The organism is Bacillus sp. NPDC077411, from assembly GCF_044543425.1.
In the GTDB taxonomy this organism is placed as follows: domain Bacteria; phylum Bacillota; class Bacilli; order Bacillales; family Bacillaceae_G; genus Bacillus_A; species Bacillus_A bruguierae.
On sequence record NZ_JBITWA010000007.1, the window covers coordinates 60139 to 78224 of the forward strand.

The 18086-nt window shown below is 36.8% G+C and carries 17 protein-coding genes; 3 read left to right on the forward strand and 14 right to left on the reverse strand.

What is annotated here, in order from left to right; genetic code table 11:
* Nucleotides 1-45: 45 nt before the first annotated feature.
* The 9 genes from ACIGHG_RS11425 to ACIGHG_RS11465 form a co-directional block, all read right to left on the reverse strand.
* Complete coding sequence (locus tag ACIGHG_RS11425; protein WP_396548502.1) at nucleotides 46-1110, reverse strand: ADP-ribosylglycohydrolase family protein; 1065 nt, start codon at nucleotides 1108-1110, stop codon at nucleotides 46-48.
* 271 nt (nucleotides 1111-1381) lie between these two features.
* Complete coding sequence (gene rlmD, locus ACIGHG_RS11430) at nucleotides 1382-2767, reverse strand: 23S rRNA (uracil(1939)-C(5))-methyltransferase RlmD (RefSeq protein WP_396548504.1); 1386 nt, start codon at nucleotides 2765-2767, stop codon at nucleotides 1382-1384.
* A gap of 10 nt (nucleotides 2768-2777) precedes the next feature.
* A complete protein-coding gene (locus tag ACIGHG_RS11435; protein WP_396548506.1) occupies nucleotides 2778-3641 on the reverse strand; it encodes a DNA-3-methyladenine glycosylase family protein in 864 nt (287 codons plus the stop codon).
* Between the two features lie 58 nt (nucleotides 3642-3699).
* A complete protein-coding gene (pdaA, locus tag ACIGHG_RS11440; protein WP_336472854.1) occupies nucleotides 3700-4482 on the reverse strand; it encodes a delta-lactam-biosynthetic de-N-acetylase in 783 nt (260 codons plus the stop codon).
* Between the two features lie 210 nt (nucleotides 4483-4692).
* Entirely contained in the window at nucleotides 4693-6219 is a 1527-nt protein-coding gene (locus ACIGHG_RS11445; RefSeq protein ID WP_336472855.1) for a fumarate hydratase, read from the reverse strand.
* Between the two features lie 111 nt (nucleotides 6220-6330).
* Nucleotides 6331-7587 (reverse strand): AAA family ATPase, encoded by a 1257-nt coding sequence (locus ACIGHG_RS11450; RefSeq protein ID WP_336472856.1) that lies wholly within the window; start codon nucleotides 7585-7587, stop codon nucleotides 6331-6333.
* 14 nt (nucleotides 7588-7601) lie between these two features.
* Nucleotides 7602-8483 (reverse strand): tetratricopeptide repeat protein, encoded by an 882-nt coding sequence (locus ACIGHG_RS11455; RefSeq protein ID WP_336472857.1) that lies wholly within the window; start codon nucleotides 8481-8483, stop codon nucleotides 7602-7604.
* Complete coding sequence (locus ACIGHG_RS11460) at nucleotides 8464-8916, reverse strand: hypothetical protein (protein WP_396548510.1); 453 nt, start codon at nucleotides 8914-8916, stop codon at nucleotides 8464-8466. The genes ACIGHG_RS11455 and ACIGHG_RS11460 overlap by 20 nt, the downstream gene beginning before the upstream one ends.
* A 97-nt stretch (nucleotides 8917-9013) precedes the next feature.
* The gene (locus ACIGHG_RS11465; protein WP_020061169.1) at nucleotides 9014-9196 is read right to left on the reverse strand and encodes an SE1561 family protein; all 183 of its coding nucleotides are present in this window, start codon (nucleotides 9194-9196) and stop codon (nucleotides 9014-9016) included.
* Between the two features lie 464 nt (nucleotides 9197-9660).
* Here ACIGHG_RS11465 and yfkAB point away from each other — a divergent pair, with 464 nt between their 5' ends.
* Nucleotides 9661-10788, forward strand: a complete 1128-nt coding sequence (gene yfkAB, locus ACIGHG_RS11470; protein ID WP_336472859.1) for a radical SAM/CxCxxxxC motif protein YfkAB — start codon at nucleotides 9661-9663, stop codon at nucleotides 10786-10788.
* 47 nt (nucleotides 10789-10835) lie between these two features.
* On the opposite strand, the gene ACIGHG_RS11475 is transcribed toward yfkAB, so the two are convergent.
* Together ACIGHG_RS11475 and cax are read right to left on the reverse strand one after the other, a co-directional pair.
* Nucleotides 10836-11633, reverse strand: coding sequence for a YfkD famly protein (locus ACIGHG_RS11475; protein WP_336472860.1), 798 nt, complete (start codon nucleotides 11631-11633; stop codon nucleotides 10836-10838).
* A gap of 72 nt (nucleotides 11634-11705) precedes the next feature.
* Complete coding sequence (gene cax / locus ACIGHG_RS11480; RefSeq protein ID WP_336472861.1) at nucleotides 11706-12761, reverse strand: calcium/proton exchanger; 1056 nt, start codon at nucleotides 12759-12761, stop codon at nucleotides 11706-11708.
* A 230-nt stretch (nucleotides 12762-12991) separates the two neighbouring features.
* On the opposite strand from cax, the gene ACIGHG_RS11485 reads away from it, so the two are divergent.
* Nucleotides 12992-13408 carry a pyridoxamine 5'-phosphate oxidase family protein gene (locus tag ACIGHG_RS11485; protein WP_336472862.1) on the forward strand — a complete coding sequence of 139 codons (417 nt, stop codon included), beginning with the start codon at nucleotides 12992-12994 and terminating at the stop codon, nucleotides 13406-13408.
* A gap of 229 nt (nucleotides 13409-13637) precedes the next feature.
* On the opposite strand, the gene ACIGHG_RS11490 is transcribed toward ACIGHG_RS11485, so the two are convergent.
* From ACIGHG_RS11490 to ACIGHG_RS11500, 3 genes are read right to left on the reverse strand one after another with little or no spacing between them, the layout of a single operon-like run.
* Nucleotides 13638-14642, reverse strand: coding sequence for a FecCD family ABC transporter permease (locus ACIGHG_RS11490; RefSeq protein WP_336472972.1), 1005 nt, complete (start codon nucleotides 14640-14642; stop codon nucleotides 13638-13640).
* Nucleotides 14642-15676, reverse strand: coding sequence for a FecCD family ABC transporter permease (locus tag ACIGHG_RS11495; RefSeq protein ID WP_336472863.1), 1035 nt, complete (start codon nucleotides 15674-15676; stop codon nucleotides 14642-14644). The genes ACIGHG_RS11490 and ACIGHG_RS11495 overlap by 1 nt, the downstream gene beginning before the upstream one ends.
* A 48-nt stretch (nucleotides 15677-15724) precedes the next feature.
* Nucleotides 15725-16648, reverse strand: coding sequence for an iron-hydroxamate ABC transporter substrate-binding protein (locus ACIGHG_RS11500; RefSeq protein WP_396548514.1), 924 nt, complete (start codon nucleotides 16646-16648; stop codon nucleotides 15725-15727).
* 336 nt (nucleotides 16649-16984) lie between these two features.
* Here ACIGHG_RS11500 and ACIGHG_RS11505 point away from each other — a divergent pair, with 336 nt between their 5' ends.
* On the forward strand, nucleotides 16985-18034 hold the full coding sequence (locus tag ACIGHG_RS11505; RefSeq protein WP_336472865.1) for an NAD(P)/FAD-dependent oxidoreductase: 1050 nt from the start codon (nucleotides 16985-16987) through the stop codon (nucleotides 18032-18034).
* Nucleotides 18035-18086: the final 52 nt, after the last annotated feature.

Below are 18086 nucleotides of genomic sequence, written 5' to 3' on the forward strand. Positions count from 1 at the left end.
CGTACTTCTCCTGTACGGGATGGAAGAACAGTTATATGCTTATATTCAACTACAACAAAAATCCACCTGATTTGACATATCAAACAATTTACTTCCCATATCTGTTATCAAATCTTTTAACTCAAGATTGTTTATCCATTCCTTTGGCAAAGCGGCTATGCCATAAGCTGCACCGAGAATGTTACCACAAATTGCTCCTGTAGAATCACTATCACCATCATGATTGACGGACATAATGAGAGCTTCTTTAACAGTAGATGTCTTTAACGCGCAATATAAAGCAATGGCTAATGCTTCTTCTGCAATCCAACCTTCACCTAATTTTTGAATAGCTCGTTGGGGGTCTTCATCACCTTTGGTAAGCTCTATGGCCTTTTCTATTGCATTTAAAGTTTCCTCACAGCCTTTATGCGTTTTAAGTACATCAATTGCAATCATTATACTTTCAATAACGCTTTTTCCATTTATAAGTTCCGCAATAATAACGGCAAGTGCTCCTGCTGCAAGATATCCTGTAGGATGCCCATGAGTGATTGCCGCAACTTCAGCTCCAGTTCGAAATGCATATTCCGGTTCTCTATGAAGAAACAAACCTACTGGTGCAATACGCATTACTCCTCCACAGCCTTTACTATTATTGATTGGCTGTTTCACTGTTCCCATTTTCCCACTTCCAAGAGCCATTAAGCAGCTATGTCCTGGTGCCCTTTTAGAGAACAATTCCTTATAATCCAAAATACTATTTCTTTCTTCATGTGGCTGTGGTTCCAGCCAAAACTTACCATCATCAGTCGGCGTTTTTTCAGTCTGTGTATAGTACCAACGAAGGTAGGATTGATAAATGCCGCTCCCAGCAAAAGATCCAATGCCTCTCTCGCTACAACGCTGGTATGCCCATATCATTCCGTCTGCTGTAAATAAGGTCATCTGTGTATCATCGGATATAAGAGCCCTACCAGTGACTTTATCTGACTTTAACCCTGTTATTCCATGCTCCCCAAACTTGGATTTAATTTTATCTAGTGTCATAAACTCCACAGTATAACCAAGAGCATCACCGATAGCACCACCGAGCAAGGAAGCTATAAATAAATCTTTTATATTTCTCATAGTAACTCCTTTTCTAGGTTTTGAATTTCTCACTCATGTGATGGTCGAGAAAAAATTGATTCATTGTTCAAATAGGGAATTTAGCATATCTAGAGGAAAAAGCCAATCTTCTACATATAATAGATGATTAGCTTCTTTCTCTGTAAATATTTAAGTTCCTAACAGCCCTTTTAATTAAATTCATTGCACCGACAGAGCGCCAGTTTGATGGAAAAAACAGAAGGAATTATCCTTTTTTACTTCAACGAAAAGGGCAAAAAATTTATTTTAGTTAGCTACTTTTTCTAACAAGCTTCACAACATTCTCCACATGCGCCGTATGCGGGAACATATCCACTGGCTGTACATATTCTACGTCATAGCTCTTCATTAACGTTTTCACATCACGCGCAAGTGATGATGGATTACAAGATACATACACAACCTTTTTCGGTTGAACTTTTAAAATTGTTTCGAGTAATTTATCATCACAGCCTGTACGCGGCGGATCCACAACGATTACATCAGGACGCCAGCCTTCTTTTACCCATTTTGGCAGCCATTGTTCCGCTTTTCCAGCTTCGTATTTTGTATTTGTAAAGCCGTGACGCTTCGCATTTTTCTTCGCATCTTCAATCGCTTCTGGAATGACATCCATACCGCGTACTTCGGCTGCATCTTTTGCAAGCCACAGTCCGATTGTCCCAACGCCACAATACGCATCTACGATTTTTTCTTTTCCTGTTAAAGCAGCTGCTTTTTTCGCTTCGTTATATAACACAACGGTTTGCTCAGGATTTAATTGGAAGAATGCGCGTGCAGATAATTCAAATGATAAATCACCAAGTGTTTCTTGAATCACTTCTTTTCCAGCTAAGCGGAATGTTTTATCACCAAAAATGACAGATGTTTTACGCCAGTTCACATTTTGCATAATCGATTTTACAGATGGCATTTGTTTCTGCACTTCTGCAATAAACTGTTCTTTATTCGGCAATTCTTCTTTTGTCGTAATTAATGTAACTTGTACTTCCCCTGTTTGTACTGCAGCACGCGTTACAATTGTACGTACAAGACCTTTTTGTTTTCTTTCATTGTAAATAGAAATGTTCAGTTTTTCTAATATACGTCTTACCACTTTTGTTGCTTCGTTTGTTGCTTTATGTTGAATCATACAATGAGAAATATCAATTAAACGATGAGAGCTTTGCTCATATAATCCTGTAATTACTTTTTCATCTTTGCGTCCTACTTGTAATTGACTTTTATTACGATAATGCCATGGATCTCCCATGCCAAGTGTCTTACGAATCTTATCTTCCATACTTCCGTTCATGTACTTCTCAAATGCTTGTACAACGATATCGCGCTTTTGATTTAATTGCTCTTGATAATCTAAATGCTGAAGCTGACAACCACCGCATTTCTCATATACAGCACATGGCGGTTTTATACGATGCGGCGAAGCTTTACGAATTTTTTTCACTTTTGCTTCCGCAAAACCACGCTGAATTTTCGTTGTTTCTGCAACAACTTCTTCTCCTGGAAGTGCCCCTGGAATGAAGACAACTTGTCTTTTAAAGTAACCTACGCCCTCTCCGTTAATCCCAAGACGCTTAATTGTCACCGGAAACGTTTGACCAACTTCTAACTTACTCTCATGTTGTTTTTGTATCATTGTTACACCTCTACTCTATACTTTTCCATAAATACAATGATGCATAGCTGCAATATGGTTCACACTCTTCTTTCATTCGTTCTAAAAATACGTCATCTGGCTTTTGTTCTAATTGAAATAACTGTTGAAGCGCACGTTGAATCCCGATATCTGCTTTTGGAAACATATTTTGACGTCCAAGTCCGAACAATAAGAAATTTTGTACAGTCCATGCTCCAATACCTCGCAGCGGCATTAAAATCGCCTTCACTTCTTCGTCCGTTTTTCCTTCTAACTCTTCTAAGTTTAACTTACCATCCACAATATGTTTCGCAAGCCCAATCATATATTCTGCTTTCCGCTGACTAAATTTTTGATTTCTCAATTCTTCTACTGTAATATTCGCTACTTGTTCAGGTGTCGGAAAAAAGAATACTCCTTTTCTTTCTGTGCCATATGTTTTCACAAATTGTTCTGTAAGTTTTGTCGCAAATTTCAAATGAACTTGTTGATGAATAATACAACGAAGAAGGCAAGCAAAATAACCGAACTCTAAAATAATTGGAGTATATGCAAATGTTTCAAAAAGCGGCCGTAATGATGTGTTTAAAAAATGATGCTGAATCTCATGAAAAGGTTGATTCCATTGAAAAATAGAAGAAATACGCTTCATAATTTCGTCTTGTTTATTGCTTTGACTAGAAATCCAAAATTGCGGCTTTTCTGTTGTCCCCTTCCCTTGTACACGGACAACAATTTGTTCTCCATCTATGGTAAGCGGAACATGAATTGTTTTATCTTCTAAATGAATCATATTTAACGGGTCAAAAGATAAACGCTTTAATACTTCTTCAAAACGATATGGATAGTCTAACGTAATTTGTTCGCTCCACATACATTCCTCATCCTTTTTACACATCATTATAGCATGAGAAAACCGCAAGCATACATGCTTACGGTTGATTGCTTTTTACTAAATCATCCAAGCTTTTAAAATGATACCCCTTCGCGCGCAAATCATCAATGATTTTCGCAAGTGCCTCTGTGTTATCCTTCGAAACAGAATGCAATAAAATAATTGCTCCAGGGTGAATCATATTCATTACGTTATTATGAGCATACTGCCATCCTCTTTGCTGATCCACTTTCCAATCGAGAAAAGCAAGTGACCAAAAGACATTATAATAGCCCATATCTTTTGCCAGTGCTAATGTACGTTCACTAAAAATTCCGCGCGGCGGCCGAACATATAGTACTTCTTTTTGTCCTGTTACCTTTTTAATTTCATCTGTTACAACTTGCAATTCTTCACGAAGCTTTGCGTCGTTTACCGTTGTAAAATCTGGATGAGTCTGTGAATGGTTTCCAACAATATGTCCTTCATTCACCATTCGTTTTAATAAATCTTCTTGAGTTTTAATATAGTGTCCTGTCACAAAAAACGTTGCCGGTACTTTCTTTTCTTTTAACACATCGAGAATTTTTCCCGTAAAGCCATTTTCATATCCATTATCAAACGTTAAATAAATATCTTTTTTCTTTGTATCCCCTAAATAAAACCCTCCATTTTTCTGCAGCAGTTCTGTAAACTTCTGACCAGCATCCGGAGGAGTTTCATTCTTCGCACGCGGAATTCCCCAATGATTTGGTGTATTCACATAAGCAAGCACAGAAGCCGGAACAAGTACCATCATAATTGAAAAGATAATACCAATGTATAACCAATTACGCTTCATTGTATAAGCTCCTTTTCACATAGAATCGTACTTGTAGTTTCTGTGTCTCTAATTTGTTTCATGCTGAACACGTTTTTCCATTTATGCCAATACAAAGCAATCAATATATCGACCACTCTTTGCAATATATCGGCGACTCGACACAATATAAAGATCCTTCGACAACGTTCGACGCACAAAAAAGAGCTGACAACAATCAGCTCCTCTTTCTTATTTAAAAACTGGTTCTTTAAACGTTGCTAACTTCTCTAAAGATGATTTATCTACATCAGCATGTAAGCTATTACCATGAGAATCCATTGTTACAACTGCTTTAAATCCTTCTACACGTAAATGCCACATTGCTTCTGGAATACCGAATTGTAAGAAATCAACATCTTTTACTTCTTTAATGCACTCTGCGTAGTACTGCGCTGCACCGCCAATTGCATTTAAATATACACCGCCATGTTCATTTAGTGCTGCCAATGTTTTCGCACCCATACCGCCTTTACCAATAACAGCGCGAATACCAAATTTCTTCATAATATCGCCTTGGTACGGTTCTTCACGAATACTTGTTGTTGGTCCTGCCGCTTTAATGTTCCAATTGTCATTCTCGTCTTTTACAACAACTGGTCCACAGTGATAAATAACTTGTCCATTTAAATCAACTGGACAGTCGTTATCCATTAAATGTTTATGAATTGCATCGCGGCCCGTATACATCATACCGTTAATCGTTACAACGTCACCAACGCGAAGCTCACGAATTTGTTCCTCTGTAATTGGAGCCTGTAAGACGATTTCACGTTGCGTATTTGCTTCTTCGTTTGTTTCCTCATGTTTTAGCGTATCTTCACCTTCTTGGTATAACCAATCAATAATTTCACCTGATTCTGGGTGAATCGTTACACCCAGGCGGCGATATGCCCAGCAGTTATACGCAACAGAAACATAGAAGCTAGCTGGAAGACGGTTATATACACCAATTTTACAGCCAAGTAATGATGTTTCGCCGCCAAATCCCATCGTTCCAATACCAAGCTTATTCGCATTTTCCATAATATAATCTTCAAGTTGCTTCAATTCTGGAATTGGATTTTCATCATCTAACGCACGGAACAATTGGTTTTTCGCAAGCTCATAACCAGACGTGCGATCTCCTCCGATACCGACGCCAATTACGCCAGCACTACATCCTTGACCTTGTGCTTGATATACCGCATGAAGAAGGCATTTACGGATTCCTTCTAAATCGCGACCAGCTCGTCCTAGCCCTTCAAGTTCACAAGGTAAGCTGTATTGAATATTTTTATTTTCACAGCCACCGCCTTTTAAAATAAGACGTGCATCGATATAATCTTTTTCCCATTGTTCAAACTTAATAACAGGTGTTCCTGGCCCTAAGTTATTTCCGCTGTTATCACCAAACAGAGAATCTACAGAGTTCGGACGAAGCTTCCCATCTTTCGTCGCTTGTTCAATCGCTTTGTAAATTGCTTCTTTAATGTGTAATTGGTTTACACCAACTGGTGTGTACACTTTAAAAGTTGGCATCCCTGTATCTTGGCAAATTGGCGAAATATTATCATCTGCCATTTTAATATTATTTGTAATTGTGCCAAGCGCCATCGCTGAACGAGTTCCTGCACTTTCTCGCTCTTTCGCTTGTTGAATCACACGTCGAACATCTTTCGGTAAATTTGTTGACGTTTCAACAATTAGTTGATACATGCTTTCTTGAAGCTTTTTCATGATTACTTCCCCCTCAATTGTGAACGTTACCAAAACGCATTGCAAAATTTCACAATTTGATTATACTCTTTTTTTTCTATTCCTTCTATTTTCAATAGCATCTCAATGGGATTATATTTTTTTGTATCTTTTTAAATATGCTTGTACATCATCATATGCACCGCTTTCATTTGCATATTTAATGTAATTTTTAATTGTACGGAACCACTCTAATGTAGATGGTTTCGTTTCTACTATAGCATCGGTTAAATCCTTCATTGTAATGGTCCGCTCTATGCCCGTTGTCATAATTTCTTCTAAAACATTTTCTAAAGCTAGCTCCACTACATTCTCAATATCAGCACCAGAATAGAGTTCTGTTTCTTTCGCTAGCATATCGTAATCTATTGTTGAAATTGGTTTTCCCGCCAACTTAATCTTAAAAATACTGCTCCGTGCTTCTAAATCGGGCGGTGAAACAAAAATCATTTTGTCAAAGCGACCTGGTCTTTTAAATGCAGGATCAATATCCCACGGCATATTTGTCGCCCCAATTAACAATAATTTGTCTGTATTCGTATCAATACCTTCGATTTCTGTTAACAATTGATCTATAACTGTTCTTAGTGTCGGATGCCCTGATGCTTTGCTCCGGTTAAATCCAAGTGCATCCATTTCATCTAGAAATAAAATACATGGCTTTTTAGAACGAGCATATCGGAAAATTTCCCGTACATTTTGTTCACTTACGCCAACATACGGATCAAGAATATCCGTAATACTCATTGTCGCAAAATGCGCTCCACATTCTCCTGCAGTTGCTTTTGCAATATATGTTTTACCGCAGCCAGGAGGGCCATATAATAAAATACCACCACCAACTTTTTTCTTAAACCGTTCAAATAACCCCGGTGAAGTAAAAGGTTTTATAATTTTCATTTGGATCGCTTTTTTCACATCATGCAAACCGCCGACATCTTTAAATGTAATCTGATCTTGTTCATGTTTTTGTTTGCTTCTCCCGCCTTGAAGCACGTTCATCGGAATCACATTTTCTTCCGCGTTTTCATTTACATAAGCTGTATGTAACTGTTTTTCTTTTTCCGGAGATGGCTCTACTACGTAATGCTCGTTTTTTTCAAAATGGCTCTCTTCTTCTGTTACATGTATTGCTTCTTTCGGATTTGTAAGCGCCTTTGATAAAGCTGCAAGTTCAGCAGCAACTTTATCCTTCCATTCTTGATCACCATACTGAAGGGCTTTCGATAAAGCTTGCAGCGCATTTGCTATCTCTCCCTGCTCTTTATACTCCACCCCAATCAAATACCAAATCAATCCATTTTCTTCATCTTGTGCTACCACTTGTTTTAATACATCTATTTTATTCACCCTGCGCTCTCCCATCATGATTCTTTTATTTTTTTATACAATTTGTACATCGGTGTAGAAAAACAACCCCATATAAAAATAATAAAATACAATAAAAGTACGACTCTCATCATAACTTCCCAATGTAATGCAGCGAATAAACTTAACATTCCAAAACCTATTGCCGAAAAGATAAGTGAACCGCCTACTTTACCTATGAGGACATTCGGAAAGAAAATCGGATGAATCAGCTCTTCTGCTTCTTCTAAAATTTCAAGTAAATCTTTATTATTAGGCGCCAACAAGAACGCTTGTCGGTAATATTTGTATGCTTCTCTATACCTTTTCCTTGATGATGCATGGAGTCCTAACTTCACTAAAAAGTTTACCTCGTTATCTGATACATAATAATTATCTTTTAAAGATTCCTCTATTTCTTGTTTCGTTCCTATTGCGAGTAATAAAATAAATTGATAATGGAGAACGGTAGGATGGTTCGGATTAACTTCTACTGCTTCTTGTATAAGTTGCTTAGCTTTTTCAATATGACCTGTTTTTAATAAAATGTATGCATATTTCGCCATCGCTTGCGCATTGGAAGGGTCTGAATACAGGACATTCAAAAAACTTTGCTCCGCTTTTTCAAGTTCATTCGTATTTGTATATATATGTCCAAGTGTATAGTGAACTTCTTCTGGGGTATAACCATGTTGCAAAGCTGATAAGCAAAGCTCTTTTGCTTCATCATATTGTTCTAAATCTGCATAGCAACATCCCAAAAAGTACAATCCCTCCGCATGCTGCGGATTATGAGAAAGCAATTTTTCCAATTTCTGCTGTGCTGTTTCAATATGACCAATCTCGTAATAATGCAACGCTTCTTGCCACAACATCGTTTCACTTTGTGAAGTTGACATGGAGCATCTCCCCTCCTGCTATCAATGCCGCTTGGGCAATGATACCAACTATTCCAATGATTAAACCTATCCGACGTAACGACTCTACATTTTCATTTACTAAATTATGAATTCGAAACCGTTCCCGCAGCGCATATACATACACACCTGTTACGACTACAGCAGCTATTCGAGAAGCAATCTTTAGCACATATATATCGCCAATTAGAGCCGCACAGATGAACATTGCTAATAAAGTCATTATTCCTATCATAAGAAGTGTGTATATTTTCTTTTTGGACTCTTTTAACCAAATCGCATTGCAAGTTCCTAAAATCATAATCGGAATAATCCCAAAAATAAATCCAATAACAAAAAAGTTATAAATATTATACGTTTTTGTTTCTCTTGCTTGTTTTCCTTGTAATATAGGCTCCATCAAATAATATGACATATAATTCCTCCTTTTCCATATTCACATTATAAAGTATATTTTCATCCTATTTACAGTGAAAATAAAAAAGTCGACAACCTTTGTTGTCGACTTCTGATTACTCACTCTTTTTAAATTGCTCACACTTAAACTCAATATCATCTAACATTTCAAGAAGGCGATCTACATCTTCTAGTTCCACGTCTTCTGGTTCAATTGTATCAATAACCTCTATAAACATATTTAAACGTTCTTTCAAATATACTAATTGTGAATCCTTATCGTAAGTAGCATTTCCCATAGGTGCTCTCTCCTTTTTATTCGAGTTATCCTAATTTCCTATCTAGCATACTCATTTGTGTACTTGTTGAATCTTTATTTCATTATACAGCAAAAGCGATTATCGCGGTCATGAAATTTTAGTAAAATGGTTTATCCGGCCATTTAATGACAGTAAACTCCATCATCTTATGATGAAGAAAGAACAAAAAAGATAGACGAGGGATAAAGTGAAACTTCCCACTGCTGGAAGTTTCACTTTATCCCGCATTAACGGTCAGTAAATCCCCTTCCTAGGATGAAGAGAGAAGCAAAAGAGATAGGCGGGGATAACTGTCCGTAAAAGCCCGATTGGTTCAACTAACCAGCAGTGGGAAGGAAAAAAACTCCCCACTGCTGGAAGTTTCACTTTATTAAAAAGCAATCTTCTTCTATCATAGAGGATGGACAAATTGTTATTTCAATAGTCAAAGGAGTATTTCATAAATGGATACATCACAAAAAATGAAGCCGATTACTCCTTCTTATGATCCATGGGAAGCTTATATGGACCTTGAAGAGTATGGCAAATTATTATTAACAAACGTTGAATTTACAACGACAACATTATGCAATATGCGCTGTGAACATTGTGCTGTTGGTTATACATTACAGCCAAAAGATCCAAACCCACTTCCGCTTGATTTATTATTACAACGATTAGATGAAGTTCCACATCTACGTTCTTTAAGCATTACAGGCGGCGAACCTATGCTTTCCAAAAAATCTGTTGATAACTATGTAACACCGCTCTTAAAATATGCTCACGAACGAGGCGTTCGCACCCAGATTAACTCTAACCTAACTATAGATTTAGCCCGTTATGAACAAATTATTCCTTATCTCGATGTTTTACATATTTCTCATAACTGGGGAACGATTGATGATTTCGTTGAGGGCGGATTTGCGATGATGGAGCGCAAACCGTCATATGAACAACGTGCCAAATTATTTGAACGGATGATTTCAAATAGTAAAGCCTTATCAGAAGCAGGTGTTCTTGTTTCTGCTGAAACAATGCTCAATAAACGTACACTTCCGCATATTGAACATATTCACCGTCAAATCGTTGAAGAGATGGGTTGTAAACGTCATGAAGTACATCCAATGTATCCAAGTGATTTTGCTAGCAATCTTGAAATTTTAACGAAAGATGAAATTTTGAGTGCCATTTCACACCTTCTTGATATTCGCGATGAAAATGTATGGATGCTATTTGGAACATTGCCATTCTATGCATGTAGCAACGACGAACGTGATTTAGAAGTATTCAAAAAGCTGCATACAAGTAAAAATGTCACAGTACGTAATGATCCAGACGGTCGTTCTCGTTTAAATGTAAATATTTTTGACGGCAGTATTATCGTTACAGATTTCGGTGACGTTCCAATGCTCGGAAATGTTCAAACAAATACACTGCAAGAAGCTTATGACAAGTGGAGTTCCTCACAAACAGCAAAAGAATTAGGCTGTCATTGTCCAGCTGTTAAATGCCTTGGACCAAACATTCTTGTAAAAAATAGTTATTATCCAACAGAAAATTTCTTAACGAAACAAGCAAACATCACGTTGTAAGAAAAAACGTCAGCGTACTATCATGCTGACGTTTTTTGTATGAACCTTTACCTTGGATCAGGAGACGAAATAAACTTAAAGGAAAGATGATCTTGAATTGGTATGGATGCTCCAATTCCTTGTGATGTGATATTTTTAATCATCAATTTTCGCTGATTCCCTTTTAAGACAAGATATACTTCGCCAAATGTTACTTTTCCTTTTTCGTTAACTGCTGGCGTATACGCATATAAATATCCAAGTTGTTTCGGACTAATATTATATACTCGTTCATGCTGGGTTCCATAACCAATAATTGTTTTAAACGAAAGAGGTAAACGTACTTTTTCCATCGCTTTTAACAGCATCATCTTCTTCACATCTTCTGCATCCTTAATGTAAGAAGTAAGCCCACTTTCTACTAGTTTTTGTGCTTCTTGTTTATAGCGAAGTGGATAAAATCCCTGTCCACCGCGATTATCATGAACATTCCGATTGACTTGCCTGTATTCCCAGTTCATTGTTGTTTCAATCGATTCATAATTTAAAGGCCATTGTCCTAAATAAATTTTCGCGCGATATCCAACTGCAAGTGGTGCATTTGAAATAGATGTTTCATTAAACATTCGAATTAAATCCGGATTTTCAATCTTTATCGGCGATGTCTCAAGCAACGTTTTTGCTAATTCACTCGGTTGTAAGCGCGGCAGGTCCTCTGTTGGATTTGGATACGTATTTTCTTTGGAAACGTTTAAAACAGATGGCGGAACTTTCACATTCAATTCTGTCTTCGCAAAACTACTACAAGGAAATAAAAAGATAAACGAGAACATAATGGTGATATAAATATTGCACACTCGTTTCATCCGTAAAGCTCCTTCCTAATGGGACTATACGGTTATATTCTTTTCCCTGCTCTCTATTGTTATCCAAACTTTTTATAATAAATAGAAACCGATCCCCATAATGAGATAAGCGGCAAGTAATGTTAAACCTTCAAACCAGTTTGTATCGCCATCATTTGATATGGCAATTGTCAAAAATACAGCCGTAATCATTGCTACCAATTCTGGAATCGTGAATACAAGAGGCATATTTACCGCAAAGAACATAGAAATAATGACGAGTACAGGCGCAACAAACATAGCAATTTGTAATGTTGAACCAACTGCAATTTCAACAGCAATATTAACTTTATTTTTATAAGCCATAACTATAGCCGATGCATGCTCTGCTGCATTTCCGACAATCGCCACAATGATAATCCCGATAAATAATTCACTCCAGCCAAATGTCTTAGCAACTGTTTCAATTGTATGTACAAGTGCCTCTGATACATAGGCAACTGCTACTGTTGCAATCGCTAAAATAAGCAACGCTTTTCCTTTTGACCATTCCGGCTCTTCATCATGCTCTACTTCTTCTTCTTTATGCTGATATACGCCGCGGTGCGTAACAAGTTTGAAAAACAATGCTGCTAAATATAAAACAATCATAATAATAGCAATGCCGATACTAAGTTGGAACGTTTTCTCGACGTTCATTTTCATTGAAAATATTTCGGGAATCACAAAAGCAACAACGACTGCAAAAATTAATAAAGATGAATTATGTCTCGCATCATAAACATTAAAGCTTTGACGTTTATACTTTAGACCACCTATAAAAAAGGAAAGTCCACCAACTAACAATAAGTTACCGAGAACAGAACCTGTTAGCGAAGCGAGTACTACTTCCGTTAACCCAGCTTGCAATGCAAAAATAGAAATAATAAGTTCAACTGCGTTACCAAATGTTGCGTTTAACAATCCGCCTATACGGGGGCCTGACACAACCGCCAAACTTTCCGTTGCTCTCCCCATAAAACCGGCCAGTGCAATAATTGTAACGCAATATACAGCAAACATAATTGTTTGTGGCCAATGCATTACGTTACCAAGAACAGAAAGCGGTACACCAATGACTGCAACAAATAAAAAAATCTTATTAAACATCCTTTTCATCCTTCCATTTCTTTCTCAATCACTCTTTATATTACCATTATTATTCTTCTAATTTACCCAATTTTTATCATAATTACGTTTAAAAAAGAGCATTGAAGAAAAAAGTAAGAGCGAGCAAAAAATTTCACTAACGTAAGTGCAATTAGTAAAACCGATTGGACTCTTACGAGAAATTCCTCTTTAGAAAAATATGAGCGTTAACTAGAAAGGAGCAGAAACAAATGCATCTAAAAGAAAAAATTGAAAAGATTATCCAAAACCAACAAATTGGTGTCCTCGCAACCATTCGTGACAACAAACCGTATAGCTGCTTTATGATGTTTTTTCATGAAGATTTCGTATTGTACGCTGCAACAGATCGGCAATCAAAAAAAATAACAGATATCGAACAAAATACAAATGTTCATGTTTTACTTGGTCGCCAGGGAAAGCACTGGGAAGAAGAATATCTTGAAATAGAAGGCATTGCTTCTATTGAAGAAGACAGTACGTTAAAAAATAAATTTTGGACAAATAGTTTAAAACGTTGGTTACTTGGTCCTGAAGATCCAAATTACGTGTTAATAAAAATTAATCCTGATACCATTTATTACATTGATAGTGCTGGTACAACACAACCAGAGTTTTTACGTCTATAAAGTGAAACTTCCATCAGTGGGGGAGCTTCTTCCCCCACTGATGGTTAGCCCACCCAATCGGACTTTTACGGGCAGTTTTTCCCCCGTGCTTCCCCAGCCTTTACTGCCCACAAATAGCGGGATAACGAACAAAACAAGACTTCGTTAGATTTTAAATATAATTTGAAGGATATGGTCAATAATAAGAAATAGAAAAAGCCTTGAGAAAGGAGATTCTCGAAGGCTTTTTCTACTTTTTCAGTAACAAATACATAAAATAAGGAGCACCAATAAAAGCAACCATAATACCTGCAGGAATTCCACTTGGTTCTACAATATGCCGACCAATTGTATCTGCAAGTAATAATAGCCATCCACCGATCAGAATGGCTACAGGGACAAACATTTGATGTCTTGGCCCAACTAAAGATTTTGCAATGTGCGGGGCCATAAGCCCGATAAAGGCGATTCCCCCTGTAACTGAAACTGCAGCGGCGGCTAATGCAACGGCGGCTAGTAGTAGAGAGCGGCGTTCTTTTTCAATTTCGATCCCGACGCCAATCGCTACGGGTTCGCTTAAGGCAAGAATGTTTAGACGGTTTGCCTTATATAATGTGAACGGGATCAATATAGCTAACCATGGAAGGATAGCCAATACAAAGACCCAATCATCTCCCCAAATATTTCCGGAAATCCATTTTGCGATAAAATCTACTTTGGTACGTTCAGCAGAGGAGATAATTACAATCATTGTTCCTGAGAGTGCGAATGAAAATCCAATCCCCGTTAATGTTAAATTTATCGGCTGAAGTCCCGTAGCTTTTTTATATGAAAAGACATAAATCAGGCAAGCTGTAATAAAAGCCCCCATAAATCCAACAACTGGTAGTAAGTATACAAATGAACCTGCATCGATTGGAAAATACAAAAAGAAAATTGCAATCGCTACACCTGCTCCTGAATTAATACCGATAATTCCAGGTTCAGCTAAATCGTTTCGAGTAATCCCTTGTAATATAGCCCCTGATAAGGCAAGTGCCATGCCGGCTAATAGTGTAATTGTAATTCTAGGCAATCTAAGAGAGAATAAAACAAATTCTTCTTTAAATGTTCCTTGTCCAAATAATGTTGGAAGCAGCCTATCATAGGAGAGTGAAGCAGCTCCTAATCCCATACCGACTATGATTGTTGCGATAATAAGTATAAGTAAAGCCATTATAATGAGTCGTTGTTTTTTTAAAATTGATTGTTGAATCATGAGAATGTTCTTCCTCCTTTACGTACAATAAATAGGAAGAATGGTAGACCTACAATGGCAACAATGGCAACAAGTGGTGTTTCATATGGAGCATTCATTGTACGTCCGATTGTGTCAGCAAGTAGCATAAAAGAAGCGCCAACAATTGCAGACATCGGGATAACAAAGCGATAGTCTGGCCCGACGATTGGTCGTACCATATGGGGCACCATTAAACCTACGAATGCCATGTTTCCAACAAGTGCAACAGAGGCACCTGCAAGCAAAATGATAACAATAAAAAGAACGGTTTTAATGACGATAATTTTTTGACCAAGCCCAATTGCGACTTCTTCACTTAGACTTAGAATCGTCAATTTCTTTGAAAATAAAATGGCAATGAATATACTTACTGAAATAACTGGAATAATGATTTGTAGCTGGCTCCATGTTGTTCCAATTACACCTCCTGCTGTCCACATAGATACGTCTTGCGAAATCTTGAAGTAAATTCCAATGCCTTCTGAAACCGCAACTAAGAACGCTGAAACTGCCGATCCAGCAAGGACGATTCGAAAGGGAGAAAGCCCTCCCTTTCGAATCAACCCGATGCCCAAAACCATAATTGCACCGATTGCTGCTCCAATAAAGCAGGCAATCATCATATAAAAATAATTTACAGAGGGTACAAAGGCAATGGTAATAGCAAGTGCAGCGTTAGCACCACCAGTTAGACCAAGTAGACCTGGATCCGCAAGTGGATTGCGGGTTAGTCCTTGCATAATTGCACCAGAAACAGCGAGACCGGCCCCAACAAAAATAGCTGCAACTTCACGTGGTAAGCGTAGTTCACGGATCAGGGAAAGCTTTTCTCCTTTGGCTGAAGAAGTAAGCGCTAACCATACATCCTTTACAGTTGTATCTGCCGCACCAAACAACATCGCGATTATAAAAATAAGGAAAAACGCAATGATTCCTAAAATAAATTTGTACGTAAAGGAGGCTACACGTGGCTTGTTTTTTGTCATTCGTTTCACATCTTTTCTTTTCATAGAATAAAGGAAGAGGAATTCTTAAAATAAGAATTCCTCATTGTTGTATTATTGACCAAGAAAGCTTTTCTTGAAGAAGTCTAGTTGGGAATCTAATGTAAGTGGATCATTAAAGTAGAATTCCATCATGTTTACTTCGAATGCTCTATTATTTTTCACAGCTGAAATGTTTTTGTATGATTCTGTTTCTTGGAATGAGTTATCAGTATCTTTATTTTTACTTACAATTAAGTAATCCCCAGCATACTCAGGTAGAACCTCAGTAGATAATGCATAATAACCTGGTTTTAATGCTTTTTCTTTTACTTTTTCAGGCATTTTTAATTTCATTTCTTGATAAAGAATTTCTGTTCCACGGCCCCAGTTCTCGCCGTATACATAAATTTGCTTGTTGAAGTTTTCAATAACAGAAACAGTTGCATCTTCTCCAATTTTTGCTTTAATATCTTTCCCTGCCGCTTGTGCACGTTTCTTGAAATCGTCCACCCAAGTTTTTGCTTCTTTTTCTTTATTTAGTAATTTACCGATTTCTAAATGTTGAGTTAAGTAATCTACTTTTCCGTATGTGAATGTAACAGTTGGAGCAATTTTCTTTAACTTATCAACGTTTTTGATATTAGATAAACCAATAATTAAGTCTGGATTTAATTCAATAATTTTTTCGATATTTTCATCTGATACTTCAGCAACATCTTTTAATTTCTCTTGAAAACGTGGATTTTGTTTGGACCATGAATCTACCCCAACAAGATTTACACCTAAAGACATTACGTTACCTGCGAATGATGATAATACAAAGACACGTTTGGGATTTGCAGGGACTTCAACTTTACCATTTTCAGATTGGTATGTAATTGTTTCTGATTTACTTCTCTTTGCACTTGAATCGTTTTTCTTATCTGTTGATCCGTTGCTACAAGCACTCATAACAAGTACAAATAGAACTGTAAGTGAAATGAATAATTTTTTCATTCGTCTTCTCCTTTTTATAAAATAAACGTAATATATAGCTTTCTAACAGGATGATATCTCACAATTCGTTCTACATTGGGCTTACAAATCTTGCTATCGAGATTTATTGCAATAAAAGTAATTGAATGATTTATAAATCAATGAAGCGTTATATTCCCTCCGATTTTTGTTAATAGTTTACAAATTGAAAATGATTATCAATTTCAATCACTTAATAATATAATTTTATCTTTTTATATTGTCAATAGGAATTTGGATTGTAAATCTAATCGAAACAGGTTATATTTTACTGAGAATGATAATCAATATACATTGAAAACTGAGGAGTGAACGCGAATGAATCAAGAGGAATTATTTGATATAACTGTGATTGGTGGTGGACCTGCAGGGCTTTATTCAGCGTTTTATAGTGGATTAAGAGAAATGAAAACGAAGATTATTGAATTTCAGCCACAATTAGGTGGAAAGATACATGTTTATCCAGAAAAAATGATTTGGGATATTGGAGGATTGCCACCAGTTATGGGGGCTAAGTTAATTGATCAACTTGTAGAGCAAGGACTAACATTCCATCCAGAAGTAGTATTAAATGAAAAAGTAGAATCGATAACTCGCAATGAAGAAGGAATCTTTGTATTAAAGACATCCTCTGGAAAAAGACATTTTTCAAAGACTGTTATTGTAGCAACAGGGAGCGGAATATTAAAGCCACAAAAATTAGCAATTGCAGGTGCTGAAAGATTCGAAGTATCGAATTTAAATTATACTGTAAAATCTTTAAAACATTTTCAAGATAAAACGGTCATTGTTTCAGGCGGAGGCAATTCTGCAATCGATTGGGCTAATGAACTGGAGCCGATCGCAAAAAAAGTGTATTTAACATATAGAAAAGATACTTTGTCTGGTCATGAAGCACAAGTAACCCAACTTATGAATAGCTCTGCAACATGCTTCTTGCATACAACAATTACAAAGTTAATTACAGGTGATAATCATGAAGCAATTGAGCGTGTGGAATTAACAAATCATGAAACAGGAGAAGTTTCATATTTACCAATTGATGAAGTCATTATTAATCATGGATACGAACGCGATATGACATTATTGAAGAATAGTGAACTAAATATTGAAATAATAGATGATTACTTTATTGCAGGTAATGCAAATAGTGAATCTTCCATAGAAGGGTTATATGCTGCGGGAGATATTTTAAAACACGAGGGTAAATTGCATTTAATCGCTGGTGCTTTTCAAGATGCTGGGAACGCCGTGAATAAAGCAAAACAATTTATTCAGCCGGATGCAAGTGAATATGGCATGGTTTCTTCCCATAATGATGTTTTTAAACAACGTAACCGGGAACTTATTAAGCAAATGATGAGATAAAATGCATTCGTGAAATAACGGATGCTTTTTTATATTTTCTTTGCGCACAAAA

Bases quoted from the DNA above. Each gene is read 5' to 3' on its own strand.
- ACIGHG_RS11435 (WP_396548506.1), bottom strand. From the start codon at position 3,641: ATGTGGAGCGAACAAATTACGTTAGACTATCCATATCGTTTTGAAGAA.
- rlmD (WP_396548504.1), bottom strand. From the start codon at position 2,767: ATGATACAAAAACAACATGAGAGTAAGTTAGAAGTTGGTCAAACGTTT.
- ACIGHG_RS11485 (WP_336472862.1), top strand. From the start codon at position 12,992: ATGCATCTAAAAGAAAAAATTGAAAAGATTATCCAAAACCAACAAATT.
- ACIGHG_RS11455 (WP_336472857.1), bottom strand. From the start codon at position 8,483: ATGTCAACTTCACAAAGTGAAACGATGTTGTGGCAAGAAGCGTTGCAT.
- cax (WP_336472861.1), bottom strand. From the start codon at position 12,761: ATGTTTAATAAGATTTTTTTATTTGTTGCAGTCATTGGTGTACCGCTT.
- ACIGHG_RS11475 (WP_336472860.1), bottom strand. From the start codon at position 11,633: ATGAAACGAGTGTGCAATATTTATATCACCATTATGTTCTCGTTTATC.
- ACIGHG_RS11445 (WP_336472855.1), bottom strand. From the start codon at position 6,219: ATGAAAAAGCTTCAAGAAAGCATGTATCAACTAATTGTTGAAACGTCA.
- yfkAB (WP_336472859.1), top strand. From the start codon at position 9,661: ATGGATACATCACAAAAAATGAAGCCGATTACTCCTTCTTATGATCCA.
- ACIGHG_RS11425 (WP_396548502.1), bottom strand. From the start codon at position 1,110: ATGAGAAATATAAAAGATTTATTTATAGCTTCCTTGCTCGGTGGTGCT.
- ACIGHG_RS11460 (WP_396548510.1), bottom strand. From the start codon at position 8,916: ATGTCATATTATTTGATGGAGCCTATATTACAAGGAAAACAAGCAAGA.
- ACIGHG_RS11500 (WP_396548514.1), bottom strand. From the start codon at position 16,648: ATGAAAAAATTATTCATTTCACTTACAGTTCTATTTGTACTTGTTATG.
- ACIGHG_RS11505 (WP_336472865.1), top strand. From the start codon at position 16,985: ATGAATCAAGAGGAATTATTTGATATAACTGTGATTGGTGGTGGACCT.
- pdaA (WP_336472854.1), bottom strand. From the start codon at position 4,482: ATGAAGCGTAATTGGTTATACATTGGTATTATCTTTTCAATTATGATG.
- ACIGHG_RS11495 (WP_336472863.1), bottom strand. From the start codon at position 15,676: ATGAAAAGAAAAGATGTGAAACGAATGACAAAAAACAAGCCACGTGTA.
- ACIGHG_RS11465 (WP_020061169.1), bottom strand. From the start codon at position 9,196: ATGGGAAATGCTACTTACGATAAGGATTCACAATTAGTATATTTGAAA.